This is a genomic window from Pseudomonas sp. Y3 TE3536 (genome assembly GCF_053629175.1).
Map to the genome: position 1 here is coordinate 6,117,905 of NZ_JBRJHU010000001.1, position 20,839 is coordinate 6,138,743.

Genomic DNA, 20,839 nt, shown 5'->3' on the forward strand with positions numbered 1-20,839 from the left:
CCCGTGGCAGCGCTGCCAGTGATAAGCTGCCACGTTCATGACCCGCCGGCTCACGAAGACACCCGGCTACCGTTTCAGCAAGGAAGTTTACGTGTTCAAAACTCTGCCCCCCGCGCTCCTGAGCGCGGCTCTGATTGCCCTGGCTGGCTGCCAAGCGTCCCCGCCCACGGACACTCAGGCAGCCGCCGATGCGCAGGCGTTCAAAACCTTCACTGTCGAGATGCAGCGCGCCTTGGAGCGCAGCATTGCCCTGGCCCCAACTGGCGAGCAGCTGGGCGCCGTCACCCTGCAGGTCACCTTCGACCGGCACAGCGCCCCAGTCGCCTGCAAGGCCAGCAAGGCCCCGTTCAAATACGGCGCGCTGCTGCCCGCCGACGTCATGCCCTCCAACCATCAGGCGTTGGCCAACCTGGTCGAGGCACTGTGCTGGAAGACCATTTACCCGGTCGTGCCTGCGTCGCTGTTCGGCGGCGAGGCAACGCTCGACGTACGCGCACCGATCATCGTCCAGCTGCCCGCGTCTATCCAGGCCCCCGGCAGTGCGCGCCAACGCGCCAACGCCCAGCGCGAGTACTTCTGGCAACAGCTGCTGCGCGATCAGCCGGTCACCAGCATCGGCAAGGCGACGGTGTTCTACCAGGCCAATGCCCAAGGCAAGGTCGAGGGTTGCCTGGTGCAGCTTTCCCCAACCCGCCTGCGTGAAGCGGCCTTCCGCCTGGACGGCAACCTGCAGGCGCAGCTCAACAGCCGTTGCATGAAGCTCGACCTGAGCACGATGCCGGGCTTCAGCACCAATGAGCAAGGCACAGCCGAAGGCTACAGCGAACTCGACTACGCCCCGTGGAAGGTTGGCCGGCAGTAGCCTGCCTGGTTGAAACAGACATCCCAGTGTCGCCCTCGACGAAGCCCCCGCAGGCGCTCACCGATCTACTGGCAAGCACAACAATGATGACGCGGCCCGACCGCGTCACGTTCATTCAGGCTGCCAATGGAAACCGGAGAGCTCCCACATGTCCGCACCTCATGAGGTATCCCCCGCCACCCTGCGCCGGGTGATCGCCGCCTCTGCCATCGGCAACTTCGTCGAGTGGTTCGACTTTGCCGTCTATGGCTTTCTCGCCACGCTGATTGCCAGCCAGTTCTTCGCCAGTGAAGATGCCAGCGTGGCTTTGCTCAAGACCTTCGCCGTGTTTGCCGTGGCATTTGCCCTGCGCCCGCTCGGCGGTATCGTGTTCGGCGCACTGGGTGACCGCCTGGGGCGCAAGCGCATCCTGTCGCTGACCATCCTGCTGATGGCCGGCTCCACCACCTTGATCGGCTTGCTGCCGACCTATGCCAGCATTGGCCTGGCGGCCCCTGTGCTGTTGACCCTGGCCCGTTGCCTGCAAGGCTTCTCGGCGGGTGGCGAGTACGCCGGTGCCTGCGCCTACCTGATGGAGCATGCGCCCAACGACAAGCGCGCGTTCTACGGCAGCTTCGTGCCGGTCTCGACCTTTTCTGCCTTTGCCTGCGCGGCGGTGATCGCCTACGGCCTGGAAGCGAACCTGACGGCCGAGGCGATGAACGCCTGGGGCTGGCGCGTGCCTTTCCTGATCGCCGCCCCGTTGGGCCTGGTGGGCCTGTACTTGCGCTGGCGCATGGAAGAAACCCCGGCGTTCCGCGAAGCCGTGGCCCAGGGCAAAGAACACGAGCACTCGCCGCTCAAGGAGACCTTGCGCAACCATGGCCGGGCCATCCGCAACCTGGGTGCGTTCATCTCGCTGACGGCGCTGTCGTTCTATATGTTCACCACCTACTTTGCCACCTACCTGCAACTGGTCGGCAACCTCACCCGTGCGCAGTCGCTGCTGGTAACCACGGTGGCGTTGTTGTTCGCTGCCGTCGGCTGCCCGTTGGCCGGGGCGTTTTCTGACCGGGTGGGGCGGCGCAAGACCATTGGTTTCACCTGCCTGTGGGTGATGGTCTGTGTGTTCCCGGCGTATTGGCTGGCCAGTTCCGGCTCACTGTCCGGGGCGCTGCTGGGGGTGATTCTGCTGGCCGTGGGCGCGCTGTGCAGCGGCGTGGTGACTGCGGCATTGCTGTCGGAAAGCTTCCCGACACGGACCCGCTATACCGCGTCGGCGATTACCTACAACGTGGCCTATACGCTGTTCGGTGGCACTGCGCCGTTGGTGGCGACCTGGTTGATCGGGCAAACCGGCAGCAGCCTGGCACCGGCGTTTTACCTGGTGGTGATTGCGCTGGTGGCGCTGGTGGGAGGGTTGGCATTGCCGGAGACGTCGCGCATTTCGTTGCATGATGAGGCCGGCGTCGATAGCGTGCGGCCTGGGGTGCGGAGCAGCGTTTGAGATTTTGGGGCTGCTTTGCAGCCCCGGCATTATCAGCCTTCCTCCCCCTCTTCGCGCCGATACGCCCATTGGTACAACGCCGGCAACACCAGCAACGTCAACGCCGTGGACGACAGGATCCCGCCAATCACCACGGTCGCCAGGGGCCGCTGCACTTCCGCCCCGGTCCCCGTGGCCAACGCCATCGGGATGAACCCCAGCGAGGCCACCAACGCGGTCATCAGCACCGGCCGCAAGCGCGTCAACGCGCCCTCCTCGACCGCCACCCGCAACGTGCGCCCTTCCTCGCGCAGGCTGCGGATAAAGGCAATCATCACCAGGCCATTGAGTACCGCCACCCCCGACAAGGCGATGAAGCCCACCCCTGCGGAAATTGACAATGGAATATCCCGCAACCACAGCGCCAGTACCCCACCGGTCAAGGCAAATGGAATACCGGTGAACACCAGCAAGCCATCCTTGAGGTTGTTGAACATCATCAGCAGCAAGGCCAGCACCAACAGCAAGGCCACCGGCACTACCACCTGCAGACGCTCGGCGGCCGACTGCAACTGCTCGAACTGGCCGCCCCAGCGCGTCCAGTAACCGGGCGGTATCTGCACCTGCTCGATCAGGGCCTGCTCGGCCTGCTGCACGAACGAGCCAAGGTCGCGGCCACGCACGTTGGCACTCACCACCACCACGCGCTTGCCATCCTCACGGCTGACCTGGTTAGGCCCCAGTTGCAGGTTCAACGTCGCGACCTGCGACAGCGGGATGAAACCGATCTGGGCAGCGCCGGCTGCACTGCTCGCCGGTACCGGTATCAGCAGGCTGGAAAGCCCGTCGACATCGGTACGCACAGTCTCGGGCAGGCGCACCACCATGTCGAAACGTCGGTCGCCCTCATACAGCGTGCCTGCCGTACGCCCCCCCACCGCAATGGCGATGGCGTCTTGCACGTCGCCGACATTGAGGCCATGGCGGGCGGCCTTGTCACGGTCGATATCAATGGTCAGCACCGGCAGGCCTGTGGTCTGCTCGACCTTGACCTCCGAGGCGCCCGGCACACGCTGCAGGCTGCTGGCGATTTGCGCGGCGGTCTGGTTGAGCACGCCCATGTCGTCCCCAAACACTTTGACGGCCACATCACTGCGCACACCCGAGATCAGTTCGTTGAAGCGCAACTGGATCGGTTGCGACAGCTCGTAATTGCTGCCCGGCACACTGGCCGCGGCGCGCTGCACTTCGGCAATCAGCGCCTCGCGTGGCTTGTTCGGGTCAGCCCATTGCGCGGGCGGACGCAGCATTACGTAGGCGTCAGAGATGTTCGGCGGCATCGGGTCCGAGGCGATTTCGGCAGTGCCGGTGCGGGCGAACACGCGCTCCACTTCCGGCACCTGGGCAATGATCGCCCGCTCCAGGCGCTGCTGCATGTCTACCGACTGCGTCAGGCTGGTGCCTGGCACGCGCAGCGCCTGCAGGGCAAAGTCACCCTCGCTGAGGCTGGGGATAAACTCGCTGCCCATGCGGCTGGCCATCACCCCGGACAACACCACCAGCGCTGCCGCCCCGGCGAACGCCAGCTTGCGCCGGCCCAACACCCAGCCCAGCACCGGTGCATAGCGCTGGCGCGCAGTGCGCATGACCAAGCCTTCTTCTTCCTTGACCTTGCCGGTCACGAACAGCGCCAGCGCCGCCGGCACGAAGGTCACCGAGAGGATCATGGCACCCAGCAGGGCGATCACGACGGTGAAGGCCATGGGGTGGAACATCTTGCCCTCGACCCCGGTCAGGGCAAAGATCGGCAGGTAAACCACCATGATGATCAACTGCCCGTAAATCAGCGGGCGCCGTGCTTCACGGGCGGCGGCAAACACTTCATGGAAGCGCTCGGCGCGGGTCAGCATGCGGCCATGGCGTTGCTGGGCGTGAGCCAGGCGGCGAATGGCGTTCTCGACGATCACCACTGCGCCATCGACAATGATGCCGAAGTCCAGCGCGCCGAGGCTCATGAGGTTGGCACTGACCTTGTTGCTGAACATGCCGGTGAAGGTAAACAGCATCGACAACGGGATGACCATGGCGGTAATGACCGCAGCGCGGATGTTGCCCAGGAACAGGAACAACACGGCGATGACCAGGATCGCGCCTTCGATCAGGTTTTTCTTCACCGTGGCGATGGCTTTTTCGACCAGGTTGGTACGGTCATACACCGTCACCGCGACCACGCCCTTGGGCAGGTTGCGGTTGATCTCGACCAGCTTGGCCGCCACCGCCTGGGAGACCGTGCGGCTGTTCTCGCCGATCAGCATGAACACAGTGCCCAGCACTACCTCACGGCCATTTTCAGTCGCAGCCCCAGAGCGCAGCTCTTGGCCCAGGCCAACCTGGGCGACATGGCTGACGCGTATCGGAGTGCCGTCGACGCTGGCGATGACGATGTTGGCGATGTCCTCGGCGGAGTCCAACTGGCCCGGTGCGCGGATCAGCAACTGCTCGCCATTGCGCTCGATGTAGCCGGCCCCCACGTTGGCGTTGTTGCGCTCCAGTGCCGCGATCAAGTCATTGAGGGTGAGCTTGTAGGCCGCCAGGCGCTTGGGCTCCGGTGCGATCAAGTACTGCTTGGCATGGCCGCCAATGCTGTTGACCTCGGCCACCCCCGGCACATTGCGCAACTGCGGCTTGATGATCCAGTCCTGGATCACCCGCAGGTCGGTCTGGGTGTAGGGCGTACCGTCGTCCTTGAGCGCGCCCTCCTCGGCCTCGACGGTCCACAAGAAGATCTCGCCCAGCCCTGTGGAAATCGGCCCCATGCCCGCCTCGATGCCGTCGGGCAACTGTTCACGGGCCACCTGCAGGCGCTCGTTGACCAATTGACGGGCGAAGAACAGGTCGGTGCCGTCATCGAAGATCACCGTGACCTGGGACAAGCCCGAGCGGGACAGCGAACGGGTCTGCTTGAGGCCTGGCAGGCCGGCCATGGCCGTTTCGATGGCGAAGGTGATGCGCTGCTCGGTCTCCAATGGCGAGTAACCGGGTGCGGCGGTGTTGATTTGCACCTGGACGTTGGTGATGTCCGGCACGGCATCGATGGGCAGTTTCTGGTAGCTGTGGATACCCACCGCAGCCATCAGCAGCACGGCAAGCATCACCACCAGGCGCTGCTCGATGGCGAATTGGATCAGGCGTTCGAACATGGCGTCGTCCCCGGTTTCAATGGCTGTGCTCGGCGGAGCCTTTGCCAAGCTCCGACTTGAGGACGAAGCTGCCGGCGGCAGCGACCTGAGTGCCTGCAGGCAGGCCGGCGACGAGTTCTACCTGGCCGGCGTCGCGGCGCCCTGTCGTCACCGGGCGTGCCTCGAAGCCTTGCTCGGTACGCACGAACACCACGGTCTGCTCCTCCCAGGTCTGCAACGCGCTTTCCGGTACCACCACGGCGGCGGTCGACCGCTCGACGCTGACCGCAATGTTCACGAACAGCCCAGGGCGCCAGGCGCCGTTGGGGTTGGCCAAGGTGGCGCGCACGGTGGCGGCGCGGTTTTGTTCACCGAGCAGACTGCCGACGTAATTGACCGTGCCCTCAACCTCGGCGCCCAGGTCCGGCGCACTGACCGTGACGCTGCGCCCGGTGACGACCCGGTTCAAGTCGCGTGGGGCGACGGCGAAAGTGGCCCAGACCCGGCTCAGGTCGGACAGTGTGAAGGCGTTGCTGGAGGCGTCGACCACCTCGCCCACGCTCATGTGTTTTTCCACCACCACCGCATCGAAGGGTGCGCGTAACTCATAGCGATTGCCGGCGCCGGCGGGGCCGACTGCCGCAACCTTTTGCCGAGCATTGGCCAGCGCGATCTCGGCCTCCTGCAACACTTGGCGAGCCTGCTGGTAGTCCTGTTCGGCACTGATGCGTTCCTGCCACAGCTGCTGTTCGCGCTGAAAGGTCAGACGCGCCAGTTCCAGGCGGCGCTGGGCTGCCTGTTGTTCGCTGCGCAGGTCAGAAATCTGCTGGCTGGCAATCACTGCCAGCACCTGGCCGCGCTTTACCGCCTGCCCGAGGTCGGCCTGCACCGACTCGACCACGCCCGGTACACGCGGCACGACATGCGCGGTGCGGTCTTCATCGAAACGGATCTCACCCGGGTAGCTGATGGCAGTGCCCAGCTCACGGGGGCCGGCAGCTACCAACTGCACGCCAGCCGCCTCGATCTGGGCGCTGGAAAGGTGCAATTTGCCTTCCTCGTCGGCGTGGCCTTCTTCGGCCTGCTCATCATCGTGGCCGTGGCCGTCTTCGCCATGCGCGTCGTGCTGGGCTTCGCCGCTCGAGGCCTGGCCGAGGTTGCCGGTCCAGGCCAGGCCACCGAGGCCAAGCACGGCCAGAGCGACCGCCAGGAGGGCGATCTTGCGTGGGTTATCCATTGTTGCTCCTGCTGTTCGTGTTTTTGCTCAAGCCAATGGGCCCGCTGCGCGACCCATCGCCGGCAAGCCTGCTCCCACAGGGACGGCACCGTGCATCAATGTGGCGCTTCATTTGTGGGAGCTGGCTTGCCGGCGATGGCCGCGCAGCGGCCCCTGAATCACAAGCCGCCCTCAAGGTCGCCATACAGGCGCTCGACCTGGGCCCGCGCATCAGTCGCTGAGGCCAGGGCTTGCAGATACAAGCCCCGCGCCTCGATCAGCGTGCGCTGGGCATCGAGCACATCAAGGAAGGCGAACTTGCCCATCTCGAAGCCGCGGGTGGCGGTGTCTACCGCTTGCTGCGCCGAGGGCAGGATGGTGCGGTCGTAGGCCTGCACTTCCTGCATGGCCGTGGCCCATTGGCTGAGGGCGCTGCGGGTCTCGCTGCGCAAGCGCAACTCAACGGCATTGCGCAAGTCACGGGCCTGGTCGGCACGTCGCGCAGCCACCAGCACGTTGCCTTGGTTACGGTCGAACAACGGCAGCGGCATCGACAGCCCGACCACGTTGACTCGCTCGCGGTCCTCGCGGCTGTATTGGCTGCCGAGGCTGACGGTGAGGTCGGGTAGGCGCTGAGCCTTTTCAGACCCCAACGACGCTTCGCTGCGCTCGACCTGCGCCGCCGCCAAGCGCCACTCGGCGGTCTGTTCGACCCTGGCCAGCAAGGCCTCGACCGCAGGCGCGGCACCCGGCGACAGATCAGTGGCCAGCAGGCGGTCGAAGCGTGCCACCGGGCTGCCCGTCAACCGCGCCAAAGCCTGATAAGCCACACTGCGCTGTGAGGCGGCGCGGCGTACTTGCGCCTGCGCCTGGGCCAGTTGCACCTGGGCCCGCGTGACCTCTACCGGCGAAGACTGGCCGGCCGTGACGCGCCCCTGTACCACCCGCAGCCCGCGCTCCGTCAGTGCCTGGGACTGTTGCGCCAGCTCCAGCGCCGTTTGCGCACGCAGGGCCGCGTGGAAGGCCTGCACCACATCGGCGCGCAAGCCATTGCGCTGGCGTTCCAGGTCAAGCTGGGCGATGGTCTGGCCGGCACCGGCCACGGCGATGCGCGCTCCCCGCTTGCCGCCCAGTTCCAGTGGCTGGCTCAGGGTGACCGTGGTGGTGCGCGTCTCGCTGCGGGTGTCCTCGACTTCCCAGGACAACTCCGGGTTAGGTATCAACCCCGCTTGGCGCCGCTCGCCTTCGGCAATGCCGATTTCACGGCCCGCGGCAGTGAGTTCCGGGTTTTGCGCAAAGGCAGCGCTAAGCGCTTCGGGCAGGCTCAGGCTGCCACTGGCCTGGGCACTGCCAGTGGCCGCCAGTAACAGGCAAAGCAAGGCGATCTTGCGGGGGATGGCAGGGGTGCAGGGCACGAAACAGGTCCTCGTCGGCGAGCGTTGGCGAGGGACTGTAGGGCGGCGTGCTTATCGGGGCGGTGGCGTGAACATTACAATGCTGTAATCAGCAGGGATCGGTATTGGCGCAAAACGTCCGGTTATCGCCCACTTTCCCGTCTAAGCCCGTTCACGCAATTGACGAAACTAACCAGGTGGTACAAAGATAAGCGCATCCAAAAACAACAAAGTGATGCCTTTCATGAAGCCCCTTATTCTTGTGCTGAACGGCCCTAACCTGAACATGCTGGGCACCCGCGAGCCCACTCAGTACGGCCATGAAACCCTTGCTGACCTGGCCCAAGGCTGCGCCGACAGCGCCCTTGCCAAAGGCCTGGAAATCGAATTCCGCCAGACCAACCACGAAGGCGAACTGATCGACTGGATCCATGCCGCCCGTGGCCGCTGTGCTGGCATCCTGATCAACCCGGGTGCCTGGACCCACACCTCCGTGGCCATCCGCGACGCCCTGGTGGCCAGTGAACTGCCCGTCATCGAGGTGCACCTGTCCAACGTGCACAAACGCGAGCCCTTCCGCCACCTGTCGTTCGTCTCGTCGATCGCCGTCGGCGTGATCTGCGGCCTGGGCAGCCACGGCTACCGCCTGGCCCTGAGCCACTTCGCGGAAATGTTCCAGGAGCAGACCGCATGAGCCAACAGGCCATCCTCGCCGGCCTCATCGGCCGCGGCATCCAGCTGTCGCGCACCCCTGCGCTGCATGAGCATGAAGGTGACGCGCAATCCCTGCGTTACCTGTATCGCCTGATCGATGCCGATCAATTGCAGCTAGACGACAGCGCCCTGCCCGGCCTGCTCGATGCCGCACAGCACACCGGGTTCACCGGGCTCAACATCACCTACCCGTTCAAACAGGCGATTCTGCCGCTGCTCGACGAGCTGTCGGATGAAGCCCGTGGGATCGGCGCGGTGAACACCGTGGTGCTCAAGGACGGCAAGCGGGTCGGCCACAATACCGACTGCCTGGGCTTCGCCGAAGGCCTGCGCCGCGGCCTGCCAGATGTGGCACGCCGGCAGGTGGTGCAGATGGGCGCCGGTGGCGCAGGCTCGGCCGTGGCCCATGCGCTGCTGGGCGAAGGGGTCGAACGGCTGGTGCTGTTCGAAGTCGACACGGCGCGGGCACAAGCGCTGGTCGACAACCTCAACGGGCATTTCGGTGCCGGCCGTGCAGTGCTCGGCACTGACCTGCGCGCAGCATTGGCCGAGGCAGACGGGCTGGTCAACACCACGCCCGTGGGCATGGCCAAGCTGCCGGGGACGCCGCTGCCGGTGGAGTTGCTGCATGAACGGTTGTGGGTGGCGGAGATCATCTACTTCCCGCTGGAAACCGAACTGTTGCGCGCCGCGCGGGCATTGGGTTGCCGCACGCTGGATGGCAGCAACATGGCGGTGTTCCAGGCGGTCAAGGCGTTCGAGCTGTTCAGTGGCCGCGAGGCCGATGCGGCGCGGATGCAGGCGCATTTTGCCAGTTTTAGCTGAGTCGGCACCGTCCCTTTCGCGGGCAAACCCGCGAAAGGGACGGCACAGGCGCATCAACCCTTTTCATCCAGCAAGGCCTTCAACACCTGCTCCTGCCCGGCATAGTCCCCCTCGCCGAAATGCACGTGGCGCACCTGCCCTGTGCGGTCGACAAAATAATGCGCCGGCCAGAACTGGTTGCCCCAGGCATTCCACACCCGGTGATCGTTGTCCACCGCCACCGGGTACCCGATCCCCAGCGCAGCTACCTTGTCGCGCAAGGTCGCGACGTCATGCTCGTAGTCATACTCAGGCGTGTGTACGCCCACCACCACCAGCCCCTGGTCGGCGTAACGCCGTGCCCAGTCATTCACATGCGGCAGGCTGCGCTGGCAGTTGATGCAGTCCCAGGTCCAGAAGTCCACCAGCACCACCTTGCCTTTGAGCGCCGGCGCATCCAGTGGCGGCGAATTCAACCACTGGCTGGCACCCGCCAGCGACGGCATGGCGCCGTAACTGTCGCGGGCCTGCAGATAGCCCGCCAGGCCCAGGCCTGTCAGGGCCAGCGCAATGCCGCCCACCTTTAACATCAGGCGGCGATCAATTCTCATGGCAACCGCCGGTGGCGTACGAGCGGTATTCAACACTCCGATGCTGATCTTTGGAATCGAGGTAGTCCATGCGCGTGTTGACCAAGCCGCAGGTGTTGCCCTGATCATCCTGCACCGACAGGACTTTCTTCACATCCAGATGATCACCGTAGCGGTACTGCATCACACTGGCATCGTTCATCGCGGTGGTGGCGGCCTGAGCGGCAATGGCGCCGAAACTGAACACGGCAAACAGGCTGACGCTGGCGAAGGCTTTGAGGTTCATGGCAACTCTCCTGTGTAACGCTTTAGGTGGGGAGGGTTACTCCCCGGTCGAGAGCCATTACACGGCCGCCAGGTATCCCGTATGTGTCACCCGAGCCTGTGATCTGCTTCCTCCTGTATCTCTGCAAACGCCAGATACACTGCAATACAAAACCCCGCAGGCAAGCGCGATTAGGCTCGGTACACTGCGCCAACCCCACCCCATACAGGAACGCTGCGCATGGAACACGTCGATCACATCCTGATCGTCGACGACGACCGCGAGATCCGCGAACTGGTCGGCAACTACCTGAAGAAGAACGGCCTGCGGACCAGCATCGTTGCCGATGGCCGGCAGATGCGCGCCTTTCTCGAAGCCAACAGCGTCGACCTCATCGTCCTCGACATCATGATGCCCGGCGACGATGGCCTGTTGCTGTGCCGTGAACTGCGTGCCGGCAAACACCGCAACACGCCCGTGCTGATGCTGACCGCACGCAACGACGAAACCGACCGCATCATCGGCCTGGAGATGGGCGCCGACGACTACCTGACCAAGCCGTTCTCCGCCCGCGAACTGCTGGCCCGCATCAACGCCGTGCTACGCCGCACGCGCATGCTGCCGCCCAACCTGACCATCAGCGAAAGCAGCCGCCTGCTGGCCTTCGGCCAATGGCGCCTGGACACCACCGCACGCCACCTGCTCGACAGTGAAGACACCCTGGTAGCCCTGAGCGGCGCCGAGTACCGGCTACTGCGGGTATTCCTCGACCACCCGCAGCGGGTGCTCAGCCGCGAACAACTGCTCAACCTCACCCAGGGCCGTGAGGCGGACATCTTCGACCGCTCCATCGACCTGCTGGTCAGCCGCCTGCGCCAGCGCCTGGGTGATGACGCCCGCGAACCCAGCTGCATCAAGACCGTGCGCAGCGAAGGCTACGTGTTCTCGCTGCCGGTGCAATTGCTCGAGTCGCCCTCATGAAATGGCCCCGTACCCTGGCCTCGCGCCTGGCATTGATCTTCTTCACCGGGCTGGTACTGGCCTATGGGTTGTCGTTCGGCCTGCAAGCCTACGAGCGTTACATCAGCAGCCGCTCGATGATGCTCAGCAACCTGGAACAGGACGTTGCCACTTCCGTCGCCATCCTCGACCGCCTGCCCGCCGCCGAACGTACCGCCTGGCTGCCGCGCCTGGAGCGGCGTACCTACCGCTACCACCTTGACCAGGGCCAGGATGGCCAGGCGATGCCGACCAGCGACCCGCCCATGGCCGCCGAGTCGATCGTCAAAGCCATTGGCGACGACTTTCGCCTGACCTTCCAGGAGATCCCCGGCCCCAATGCGCATTTTCAGGTGCACTTGAACCTGGCAGATGGCGCGCCCCTGACCATCGACGTTACCCCGACCCCCGTACCGATCGCCCGCTGGCTGCCGGTGGTTTTGCTGATTCAGCTGGCCGTGCTGTTGCTGTGCACCTGGCTGGCAGTGCGCCTAGCCATCGGCCCGCTTACCCGCCTGTCACAGGCCGTGGACAACCTCGACCCGGACAAACCCGGTGTGCAACTGGACGAGAGCGGCCCGCGCGAGGTGAAGTACGCCGCCGTTGCCTTCAATGCCTTGCAGGCGCGCATCGCGGCCTACCTCAAGGAGCGCATGCAGTTGCTGGCGGCGATTTCCCACGACCTGCAAACCCCCATCACCCGCATGAAATTGCGGGTCGAAGTGATGGACGAGGGGGTCGAGAAAGACAAGCTGTGGCACGACCTGGATGCCATGGAGCACCTGGTACGCGAAGGAGTGGCCTATGCCCGCAGCATGGACATCAACACCGAAGCCCCATGCCGAATCAACCTGGATGCCTTCCTCGACAGCCTGGTGTTCGACTACCAGGACAGCGGCGCCCAGGTCGAACGCCACGGCAACGCCGACGGCCTGCTGGAAACCCGCCCGCATGCGCTGCGCAGGGTGTTGGTCAACCTGGTGGACAACGCCTTGAAGTTCGCGGGTAAAGCACAGCTGGAGGTCAGCCGTGAACCAGGATGCACCCGGATTCGGATACTCGACGACGGCCCGGGGATTCCGGAAGATGAGCTCAATGAAGTGCTCAAGCCTTTTTACCGGGTAGAAAGCTCGCGTAACCGCAGTACCGGAGGCACCGGCTTGGGGCTGGCGATCGCGCAGCAACTGACCCAGGCCATGGGTGGGCGCTTGACCCTGAGCAATCGCCAAGGCGGCGGGTTGTGTGCACAGATCGAGTTGAAGTGAGTGCCACCGGCATGTCGCCTTACGCAACCGATCGCTACAGTCCGATACACACTGTCGCCTCCGCCGACACACTGTCGATACGCCACCGCTACACACTCCCGGCCACACATTGGCACGCCAGGAGTTAAACCGATGACACGTCCAAACATGACGGCATTTACCCACCCCTTCAGCCACATTGACCGGATCGGAAACTGGAGCGCCGACGTGCCGCTGCGGCTGTTTCTGGCCTGGGAGTTTTTCGAGTCTGGTCTGGAAAAATACAACGGCACCAACTGGTTCGGCGACCTGCAGTCCAGCTTCCCCTTCCCGTTCAGCGCACTGCCAGCAGCGCTGAACTGGCAACTGTCGATGTGGGCCGAGCTGGTGCTGCCTTTACTGCTGTTGCTTGGCCTGGGCACACGGCTGGCCTCGGCCGGGCTCATGGTCATCACTGTGGTGGCCATTGCTGCGGTGCACTGGCCGGCGCAGTGGTCGAGCCTGGCGGAGCTGGCGCAGGGTTATGCCATCACCGACCAGGGTTTCGGCAACTTCAAGTTGCCGCTGATCTACCTGGTGGCACTGCTGCCACTGCTGCTCAAGGGGGCCGGCCGCCTGAGCCTTGACCACTGGCTCAACGCGCGGCTCGCAGCCAGGGCATGACGCGTAAATAGCAACGGGCTCGGGGCCAGTAGGCGCCGAGCCCGCTTTTTATCTCAGGCTGTACCGATGACAATGCCTTGCGCGCGCAGGCTCTCCAGCAGTGCCAAGCCTTGCTCCTGATCCCCACCCAATGCGTGCAGACGCGCCAGCCCAGTACCCCTCACCTCTGTGAGCAAGCGGTAAGCCATGGGTGCCAGGCGAGCGAAGCGTACCTGCAGCCCGGCGTCGCGGTAGACCAGCAGCAAGGTGGGTTCAGGTGCCTCCTGCGGTTGATAATCCGGGCCGATACGGTCAACTGGCCAACGGTAGGCCAATACCCTGGCCGTGCACGACAGCAGCGGCTCCCCCTGCAGCAGGTCACCCTGTGGGTCATGAGCCGGGTCTTCGGCATCGCTGAGGTACAGCTGGGCCTCGATCCACTCGTAGTGGGCAAGCTCCAGTTGCCACGGAGCATCCAGTTCGATGCCCTGGAGATAGTCGATGAACGCTTCGGCGATCTCGGTGAACAAGGGTGTCTGGCTGCGGTAGTTGGCATAAAAATCCCGCACGCGGGCATGCCAGCGCGGCTCGCCCAAGGTTTGCCGCAGCACCGGAAAGCTGCCGGCCAGCAGGCCTTCGATGGCGCCATAGAACAGTTCACGGTAAACCTTCAGCCGGCGTGCCTCGATGCCAGGCGGTGGGGCATGCCGCAGCGGATCTCGCAGATGCCGCGCCAGCGAGAACTGCTGTTCACGCAACAATTCGCTCATGCGACACCTCCCGCTGCACCGTGCGAATGCGGTCAGTCTCTTCGAGCAGCTCGGCCAAGGGCGGGTAGTTGAAGTCTCGCTCGAGCGTTGTCGGCTGTGCGCCAAAATGCTTGCAGGCCATCGCGAACAACGACCAGACATCCTCCTTTACGGGTGCGCCATGGGTATCCACCTTGAGGTCCGGGGCCTCGTCGTAATGACCCGCCACATGCATGGCGACGACGCGTGCCGGCGGCAGCCCCTGAAGGAAGGCCTGCGCATCGTAGCCATGGTTGCAGGCGTTGACGAACACATTGTTGACGTCCAGAAGCAGGTCGCAGTCGGCCTCGTCGAGCACGGCGCGAATGAAGTCCAGCTCGCTCATCGCCTGGTACGGTGCGGCGTAATAGCTGATGTTTTCCACGGCGATACGCCGCTGCAAGTGGTCCTGGCCCTGACGAATCCTGGCGGCGACGTGATGCACAGCTTCTTGCGTGAAGGGGATCGGCATCAGGTCGTAGAGGTGACCGTCATCGCTGCAATAGCTCAGGTGTTCGCTGTACAGGCGTACCTGATGGCGATCGAGAAAGCGCCGGGTCTGGTCCAGCAAGCCCCGGTCCAGCGGCAGGCTGCCGCCCAAGGACAAGGACAGCCCATGGCAGGCCAGCGCAAACCGTTCGGTCAATTGCGCCAGGCCTTTGCCATAGGCGCCTCCGACCCCAATCCAGTTTTCTGGCGCACACTCCAGAAAATCCACGGCACCGTCTTCCAGCGTAAGCAATTCAGCCATCAGGCCACGGCGCAGGCCAAGGCCGACAAGCAAGGGTGTGGTCGTCATCGATAAGTCTCCACAACATGCAAAACGCCCCGCCTGACCAGCAGGAGGGGCGTTGTGTCATTCCAAGGGTTTAACTCAGGACTTACCGGTCACTTCGCTGGACGAGGCTTCTGCTGCCTTGCCAGCGCCGCCACATTTACCTTCACCGCACTTGCCTTCGCCATGGCTGGCCTTCTTGTCGCCACCGCACTTGCCCTCACCCTGGGTGGCCTTGCCGCTGCCACCGCACTTGCCTTCACCGCATTTGCCTTCGCCAGGCACCTTGGCCGAAGCCAACTGATACCCCTGGGACAGCGGCTCGACAGCGAACGCGCTGCTGCCAAAGGCCATGCTGCCGATCAGGGCGGCGCCGAGCAGGCCGAGGGTGTTGCGTGCATGAGTCATGGTGTAGCTCCACTGTGGTTGGAAAGTGGAGCCATTAGGCCGGGTGGGTGTGTCGGGGTTGTATCGCCGAAATCGGCATTTTGTACATGAATCGGTCTGTAGGCCTGCAGGATACAGTGTGATACAGAGCACCCGCCCCTGCGGCCAGTGGCGGGTGAAGGCTGTCAGTCTTCCAGCGGCTTGGGCGGCGCTGCGGGCTTGGCAGGTTTGACGGGTTTGGCCGGTTTGCTGTCCTTGCCCTTGGTTTCAGGTGCCGCCGCGACAGGCTCTGGCGCAGTCACGGCCTTCTCGCTCGCCGGCAGCTCATCGACCGCCTTGAGGATGGCCTGCGGGTCGATTGGCTCGCCCGTGGCGTCATCCTTGAGCATGTGCCGTTCACCGTCCTTGCCCACCAGGATCACCTTGGTACCCACGCTCGCGCCAAGCTTGAGTTCACGGATCAGGGCCATGGTGGTCTGCTGCTCGAGGTTCTTGTCCTCGCGCTTGCCGACCATCTTGGCAACGCTGTACAGCACCAGGCTGCGCTCCTTGAAGGCTTTTTGAATTTCCGGGTCTTCCAAGGCTTTGTTCAACCCACGTAATGTCGGGTCGGCAGAACTGGGAGCAATGATCACCAGAGGCCGTGCCTTGCCCAGCTCCTTGGCCAGTGGAGCGTCGCTGTCGGCGGCGAACAGTGGGCCGGTGACGGCGAGCAAGGTAGCGAGGGTCAGTGACCGGACGAGCATACACATCTCCTTAATGTCTCGATAAACCAATGACTACAGATCACGGAGAAAAATCCGACCTGGAGCCTAAACCACTTCAAAAGCTGCGTGGCGAAGGAAAAGTAACTGACAATTTCCAGGCATGCGTCAGATCAGGATGACGGACTTTGCCGAAAAGGCCGCCTCCTGACTGAGCATAGCCCAAAGCCACTGCTGGCAAGGCTGCGCTACGCCACACACGCGGTGTTGTTACACGTCGATGCCAGCGCCCGGAGGCCCGGCCTCCAATGCCGCCAGCGTCATGTCGAGCATCAACCCGCGCCGGGCAGCGCGCTGCGCGGCAAGAATCGCATCCGACTCAGCCTGCCTGGCCTCGTCGGTCAACGCCTCATCGTCGAGCACGCGATCGAGGCGGCGCCGGAACGGCCTGTCCACTTGCGCGAAGCGTTCAGGGTGAGCACGTTCCAGGTGCCCCTGCCAGAACGTTCGGTCCACCAGTGAACGCGCGATTTCCTCCTGCGTCTCTGCCTCGAGCACTTGCGCTTGCGCCCGTGCAAGGTGCGCCTCAGTGACCCCTGCCAGGGGGCGAAAACTCATGTCGGCTACTGCAATGGGCAAGTTCAGGCGATCGCGCAACCCGAGGCGATAGGCAAGCCCCACTTCGCTTTCATCTGGGTTGCCGCCGCGATTCAGGATGTCCAGCACAGCCAGCCGATCGACCTCATCCAGGCGCCACAAACGCCGCCCCAACGCAATCAAGGCCTGCTCGGTATTGCCTGGCTCATCGGTCCGGGCACGCCACACTAGCACGTTCAGTTCAAGGTTACTGAGGCACCAGGTCGCGCCGTCCTGGCAACCCCACTCGTCGTTGGCGATGTCCATCAAGGCTTCGCGCAGGGCCGGCTCCCGGGCCATCGCCTGCAGCACGGCCAGTACCCGCTGGGCGAGGGCTTCAGCATTGATGTGGAAATCCGCGGACTGCAGCAACTGCTGCAGGACGCGAAAGAAGCGATCGGCAGGCTCCCCTATGTCTACCGACTCCCAAGCCGCCATCAGCAGGCCCCGATAACGCGGCCCGACAGCATCCCCCCAAACGGCACGGGCACGCTCGAGTTGTTCGTAAAGCAGCACCTCGTCCGTCGGCATGGCCGGCCCCATCAGCGCCGCCTGCAGGCGAATCAGCTCGGCGTTCTCAAACGGGTTTCCGGCCAACCTGATGCGCCGCCGAAAGCCAGGTGCCAGTTGATAGAACCACTCTGGAATCCGCGTCAGGCGGTTCTCGCGCATGTCCATGTACACCAGGCTTGAGCGGCTCTCCACGCCGTGCGGAAACTGCGTCAGCCCCGTATTGCGCAAGTTCAGCCAGCGAAGAACGGTGAGCCCATTCAAGGTGAAGGCGCGACCCAGTGGGTTATGGGACAGGTCGAGGTACTCGAGGCTTGTGGCACTTGCCAACGTAGCGGCCTGGCTGGTGTTCAACACGATCTGGTTATTGGTCAGGGTCAACTGACGCAAGTGCTGCATTTGCAGCAACGGCTGCGGCAAGCGGGTCAGCAAATTCCCCCCCAGGTCCAGTAACCGTGCACGCGGGAAAGCGAGCAGGAAGCTCGCTGGAATTTCCTGCAGCTCCATGCGCAGCAGTGATACATCGGAAACATGAGCAAAGCTGACCTGTGCTGGCATTTCCGGCAGCTCCCCAGGCCGCATGTTGTACAAGACCATGCGGTAGTTGTGGTCGGTGTCGAGGTGCGTTTGCCCTGCGTCGGTGGTGCGCCGCCAGCAATCGAGCAGCGTGTTGCGCATGCAGGTACGGTCTTCCCTCTCAGCACCTTGGGCCTCCCCGACCCACCCTTCCAAGCTGTTGCGCAGCACCCTGTACTCTGCACGCAATTGGGCCAATACCGCTTCCACTTGGCGCCCCGAACGCCGCACATTGTCGGTCCATGTCGCCACCTGTTCGTCACTGAACGAGGGAAACAGGTCACGCACCGACGCTGCCAGCGCCAGCGCCCGCTCTGGCCTGCCTGGGCCACCCGAGTTACGGCCACCCAAGCGGTAACCCAGGCGGCCATCGGCCAAACGCAGGGGTGGGCGGAACATTCCCGGGGGCTGCACACCCAGCAGCCCTTCAAGTTCGGCACGACGTCGTAGGGCCTCACGCGCCAGCACGACCCTGAGGTTATGGGCGAAGGGCTCCGCTACCTGCATCGCCTCCCGCTGGGACGGTGAATAGGCTGCTGCCAACACCTCGAACAGCTCGCCCGCCTCGCCTTGCGGCACCGCTTGGGCATCCAGCAATTGGAACGTGCCCGCGTGGTGCAGCAAATCGAATGCCTGCGCGCCGTCCTCGGTCGATGCCAGCAGCGGCCCACCGCGATGGCCTTCGAACAAGCGCCAACGCACGCCTTGGCCAGTGCCAGGCAAGTGCTTGAGCAGCCCCAGTGCGACACGCGCCAAGTCGGCATTCTGTGGGGTATCCAGGCTCAACGCTTCAAGTACCCTGACCTTGCGAATGGTCGCCACAGCGCGCCTGGCCGCCTCGGCCAGGTTCAATGGCACGCGGCCAGTCTGCAGCAACCGCCGTCGGTCATCCCCATTGGCCGCCGTCAGCAGCGCCTGCGCGGCCCGCGGATGCAAGCCCGAAAACACGTTGCGCAGCAAGGCACTGCCCGGGCTGTCGCTGACCTGCACGGCGTCATACACATGCCCCAATAAAAGGCGCCGCTGGGCCCAGGCGAGCTCGGCCAACTGCGGGTCCGACGCACCGGCTGCACCCGGCAAGCGCTGGGCATGCTGCAACACGGTGGCATCCTCGACCGGCTCGCCCGCCCGCAAGCAGCTGATCACCTGGCGGATCCGCTGATCGATCCTGCAACGCTCGGCGCTGTCGAGCATGCCGGCCTCGGGCGCACGCCCATACACATGCAGGGCCCGCAGCTCATCCGCACCCAGGTCATGAAAGCCCAGCACCTGGTCGATCTGCTCGTCCGTCATGCTGTCCAACGGCGTGCCAAGGCGGCGGAACATGCGGTGGGTGTCATCCCATTGCGCAGGTTGCTCGCTCCAGACCCGCCACGCGCCAGCACCGTTGTGACGCAGCGCAGGCCCATTGCCGCTGCGCGGGCGAAGCTGCCATTGGCCCTCGCTGCCGGGGTCGACCACAGGGTAGTGGTGGCCGTCCATTTCGATCCAGGCCTGCCCGGCGTGGCGTCGAATCCCCAAGGCATCCTGGGTAGCCGCAGGCCCCGGCGCGACGCTGCGGTATGGTGTCAGGTCCTGCTGCCAAAGCTTGCTGCTACCGTCCTCCAGCTGTGCAGGCACCATCGCATCGACCACAGCAGAACGCGCCCACAACCGCCGCGCCACCGTAACGCCCGCCACCGTCGCCGCAATCACCGCAAGGTCAGTGGCGACGTGGGTCAAATGGTCGAGTGCCTCCTGGGCATCACCCGCCTGCAAGGCTTCGATGCCATGGTAAACCTCGCCCAGCAACTCCCAGACAGTCACCGCGAGCATGACCAGGCCCAGGCCCGGGACAAAAAACGACGCCAGGTTCAGCAGCAGCCAGCCTTCAGCAGCCAGGCGCTCGTCATGGGCACGCTGGACGCTGCGGTCGAGCCGCGCCACCGGCACCGCGATCATTGCCGCATCCTCTTTGATCTGGCGGATACGCGACTGTGCGAGGCTGTTGAACAGCGGTGGCGGGTAGGCCTGCAAACGGGGGGCGAGGTCATAACTTGCCCAGGCCGGCAGGTCATCAAAAACGGGCGTTACCGTGGCGAAGAACGCCTGGCTGTCGCGCCTGAGCACGAAGCGGCTGAAGAATCGCTGATACGTCTTGACGCGCAAGCGGTGGCCCAGTTCACGGTTGAGGTCACTGAGGCTGCCAAATGCACTCCAGGGTGCCACCGGATCACCCGGCACATACATCAGCAAACGCCGCGTGGTGTTGAACAAAGGGCCTTGATCGATCACCTCCAGCACCACCACCTGCTCAAGCGCATACCCGAGCAGCTTCAGTTGCTTGGCCACCACCAGGTCACCTGCCAGGCGCAGCAGCTTGCCCTCGAGGCACATGCCCACCAGCAATTTCAGCTCGCTGGCATCCAGCAGATTGTCTTGCCGGGCCTTGTAGCCGTCCACCAGCATGGCGTAGCGCACGGCATCGACCAGCAACGTCTCGATGCGTTTTTCGTCATTGGCCGGTTTCAGAATGCTGTCCAGATGCTGCTGGTAGCCCTGCCCCAGGTCGAGCTCGCGGCACAGCGCAGCAAAGGCGATGGCGGTGGGCGGTTTGCGCGCGCCCGAGCGCGGTACCAGCAACCGGTTGCCCGCCGGCTGGCCGCCCGCGCTGGCCTGTTCGGCGGTAAAGTTGCGCAGTGCCACCTCAAGCAGTGGTTTTTCGTCGTACACCACTTCTGTGAGGTGAGCCCCCACCGGCTGGGCGTTGATCACCGGTTCACGGTGCCCTTCGAGAAACTTCAACCGGTGCAGGTTGTAGGTAACCCCGTAACGCTCGCTGAGCGCCTTCTCCAGCCGGGAGGCGACGAAGCCATCGATGCCTTCGATGCGCGTCAGCAACGCGCCCAGTTGCTGACGGCTTTCAAGGCTCTTGGCCAAGGCGTGGCTGATCGCAGGCAGTTGGTCAATGGGCGCCTGTCGCAACCAACGGGGCAGGCGCTTGCTGATGAAACCATCCTGAAACGCGTCGCTGTCCTGCTGCAGCATGTCGGGGCGGACGGCGGCATTGCCCCCAGCCTGATCCTCTGGCGAGTGTGTAGTGCCCATGC

16 protein-coding genes and 1 pseudogene are annotated in these 20,839 nt (G+C 64.2%); 7 read left to right on the forward strand and 10 right to left on the reverse strand.

From position 1 onward, the window contains the following. Positions 1-91 precede the first annotated feature (91 nt). Positions 92-862, forward strand: coding sequence for a hypothetical protein (locus tag AB7M33_RS27375; protein WP_454244125.1), 771 nt, complete (start codon positions 92-94; stop codon positions 860-862). 148 nt (positions 863-1,010) lie between these two features. Continuing rightward, positions 1,011-2,348, forward strand: coding sequence for an MFS transporter (locus tag AB7M33_RS27380; protein WP_099453534.1), 1,338 nt, complete (start codon positions 1,011-1,013; stop codon positions 2,346-2,348). Between the two features lie 32 nt (positions 2,349-2,380). Here AB7M33_RS27380 and AB7M33_RS27385 read toward each other — a convergent pair whose 3' ends face one another. From AB7M33_RS27385 to AB7M33_RS27395, 3 genes are all read right to left on the reverse strand, one after another. After that, positions 2,381-5,527: a CusA/CzcA family heavy metal efflux RND transporter gene (locus AB7M33_RS27385; RefSeq protein ID WP_454244126.1), complete on the reverse strand. Its 3,147-nt coding sequence runs from the start codon at positions 5,525-5,527 to the stop codon at positions 2,381-2,383. A 16-nt stretch (positions 5,528-5,543) separates the two neighbouring features. Next, positions 5,544-6,743 carry an efflux RND transporter periplasmic adaptor subunit gene (locus tag AB7M33_RS27390; protein ID WP_265969464.1) on the reverse strand — a complete coding sequence of 400 codons (1,200 nt, stop codon included), beginning with the start codon at positions 6,741-6,743 and terminating at the stop codon, positions 5,544-5,546. 158 nt (positions 6,744-6,901) lie between these two features. Further along, complete coding sequence (locus AB7M33_RS27395; RefSeq protein WP_454244127.1) at positions 6,902-8,137, reverse strand: TolC family protein; 1,236 nt, start codon at positions 8,135-8,137, stop codon at positions 6,902-6,904. 223 nt (positions 8,138-8,360) lie between these two features. Here AB7M33_RS27395 and aroQ point away from each other — a divergent pair, with 223 nt between their 5' ends. Then, complete coding sequence (gene aroQ, locus AB7M33_RS27400; protein ID WP_027593852.1) at positions 8,361-8,810, forward strand: type II 3-dehydroquinate dehydratase; 450 nt, start codon at positions 8,361-8,363, stop codon at positions 8,808-8,810. Then, a complete protein-coding gene (locus AB7M33_RS27405; protein ID WP_252827351.1) occupies positions 8,807-9,655 on the forward strand; it encodes a shikimate dehydrogenase in 849 nt (282 codons plus the stop codon). The genes aroQ and AB7M33_RS27405 overlap by 4 nt, the downstream gene beginning before the upstream one ends. Positions 9,656-9,708: 53 nt before the next feature. On the opposite strand, the gene AB7M33_RS27410 is transcribed toward AB7M33_RS27405, so the two are convergent. Both AB7M33_RS27410 and AB7M33_RS27415 read right to left on the reverse strand, forming a co-directional pair. Beyond that, positions 9,709-10,224, reverse strand: a complete 516-nt coding sequence (locus AB7M33_RS27410; RefSeq protein WP_238210804.1) for a thioredoxin family protein — start codon at positions 10,222-10,224, stop codon at positions 9,709-9,711. Positions 10,225-10,234: 10 nt separating this feature from the next. Continuing rightward, a complete protein-coding gene (locus tag AB7M33_RS27415; RefSeq protein ID WP_454244128.1) occupies positions 10,235-10,510 on the reverse strand; it encodes a DUF2790 domain-containing protein in 276 nt (91 codons plus the stop codon). 219 nt (positions 10,511-10,729) lie between these two features. Here AB7M33_RS27415 and AB7M33_RS27420 point away from each other — a divergent pair, with 219 nt between their 5' ends. The 3 genes from AB7M33_RS27420 to AB7M33_RS27430 all read left to right on the forward strand — a co-directional run bounded on the left by AB7M33_RS27420 (position 10,730) and on the right by AB7M33_RS27430 (position 13,395). After that, complete coding sequence (locus tag AB7M33_RS27420; RefSeq protein ID WP_027593856.1) at positions 10,730-11,470, forward strand: response regulator; 741 nt, start codon at positions 10,730-10,732, stop codon at positions 11,468-11,470. Then, the gene (locus AB7M33_RS27425) at positions 11,467-12,753 is read left to right on the forward strand and encodes a sensor histidine kinase (protein WP_454244129.1); all 1,287 of its coding nucleotides are present in this window, start codon (positions 11,467-11,469) and stop codon (positions 12,751-12,753) included. The genes AB7M33_RS27420 and AB7M33_RS27425 overlap by 4 nt, the downstream gene beginning before the upstream one ends. A gap of 132 nt (positions 12,754-12,885) precedes the next feature. Further along, entirely contained in the window at positions 12,886-13,395 is a 510-nt protein-coding gene (locus AB7M33_RS27430; protein WP_265969467.1) for an HvfX family Cu-binding RiPP maturation protein, read from the forward strand. Positions 13,396-13,448: 53 nt separating this feature from the next. Here AB7M33_RS27430 and AB7M33_RS27435 read toward each other — a convergent pair whose 3' ends face one another. The 5 genes and pseudogenes from AB7M33_RS27435 to AB7M33_RS27455 all read right to left on the reverse strand — a co-directional run bounded on the left by AB7M33_RS27435 (position 13,449) and on the right by AB7M33_RS27455 (position 20,837). Then, positions 13,449-14,144: an HvfC family RiPP maturation protein gene (locus AB7M33_RS27435; protein ID WP_265969468.1), complete on the reverse strand. Its 696-nt coding sequence runs from the start codon at positions 14,142-14,144 to the stop codon at positions 13,449-13,451. Beyond that, the gene (locus AB7M33_RS27440) at positions 14,125-14,961 is read right to left on the reverse strand and encodes an HvfB family MNIO-type RiPP peptide maturase (protein ID WP_454244130.1); all 837 of its coding nucleotides are present in this window, start codon (positions 14,959-14,961) and stop codon (positions 14,125-14,127) included. The genes AB7M33_RS27435 and AB7M33_RS27440 overlap by 20 nt, the downstream gene beginning before the upstream one ends. 93 nt (positions 14,962-15,054) lie before the next feature. Continuing rightward, positions 15,055-15,345, reverse strand: a pseudogene (locus tag AB7M33_RS27445) (HvfA family oxazolone/thioamide-modified RiPP metallophore); the annotation flags it as partial. 164 nt (positions 15,346-15,509) lie between these two features. Then, on the reverse strand, positions 15,510-16,070 hold the full coding sequence (locus AB7M33_RS27450) for a DUF4174 domain-containing protein (protein ID WP_265969470.1): 561 nt from the start codon (positions 16,068-16,070) through the stop codon (positions 15,510-15,512). Between the two features lie 228 nt (positions 16,071-16,298). After that, on the reverse strand, positions 16,299-20,837 hold the full coding sequence (locus AB7M33_RS27455) for an NEL-type E3 ubiquitin ligase domain-containing protein (RefSeq protein WP_454244131.1): 4,539 nt from the start codon (positions 20,835-20,837) through the stop codon (positions 16,299-16,301). Between the last annotated feature and the right edge of the window lie 2 nt (positions 20,838-20,839).

Bases quoted from the DNA above. Each gene is read 5' to 3' on its own strand.
- AB7M33_RS27380 (WP_099453534.1), top strand. From the start codon at position 1,011: ATGTCCGCACCTCATGAGGTATCCCCCGCCACCCTGCGCCGGGTGATC.
- AB7M33_RS27385 (WP_454244126.1), bottom strand. From the start codon at position 5,527: ATGTTCGAACGCCTGATCCAATTCGCCATCGAGCAGCGCCTGGTGGTG.
- AB7M33_RS27390 (WP_265969464.1), bottom strand. From the start codon at position 6,743: ATGGATAACCCACGCAAGATCGCCCTCCTGGCGGTCGCTCTGGCCGTG.
- aroQ (WP_027593852.1), top strand. From the start codon at position 8,361: ATGAAGCCCCTTATTCTTGTGCTGAACGGCCCTAACCTGAACATGCTG.
- AB7M33_RS27405 (WP_252827351.1), top strand. From the start codon at position 8,807: ATGAGCCAACAGGCCATCCTCGCCGGCCTCATCGGCCGCGGCATCCAG.
- AB7M33_RS27410 (WP_238210804.1), bottom strand. From the start codon at position 10,224: ATGTTAAAGGTGGGCGGCATTGCGCTGGCCCTGACAGGCCTGGGCCTG.
- AB7M33_RS27415 (WP_454244128.1), bottom strand. From the start codon at position 10,510: ATGAACCTCAAAGCCTTCGCCAGCGTCAGCCTGTTTGCCGTGTTCAGT.
- AB7M33_RS27420 (WP_027593856.1), top strand. From the start codon at position 10,730: ATGGAACACGTCGATCACATCCTGATCGTCGACGACGACCGCGAGATC.
- AB7M33_RS27425 (WP_454244129.1), top strand. From the start codon at position 11,467: ATGAAATGGCCCCGTACCCTGGCCTCGCGCCTGGCATTGATCTTCTTC.
- AB7M33_RS27430 (WP_265969467.1), top strand. From the start codon at position 12,886: ATGACACGTCCAAACATGACGGCATTTACCCACCCCTTCAGCCACATT.
- AB7M33_RS27435 (WP_265969468.1), bottom strand. From the start codon at position 14,144: ATGAGCGAATTGTTGCGTGAACAGCAGTTCTCGCTGGCGCGGCATCTG.
- AB7M33_RS27440 (WP_454244130.1), bottom strand. From the start codon at position 14,961: ATGACGACCACACCCTTGCTTGTCGGCCTTGGCCTGCGCCGTGGCCTG.
- AB7M33_RS27450 (WP_265969470.1), bottom strand. From the start codon at position 16,070: ATGCTCGTCCGGTCACTGACCCTCGCTACCTTGCTCGCCGTCACCGGC.
- AB7M33_RS27455 (WP_454244131.1), bottom strand. From the start codon at position 20,837: ATGGGCACTACACACTCGCCAGAGGATCAGGCTGGGGGCAATGCCGCC.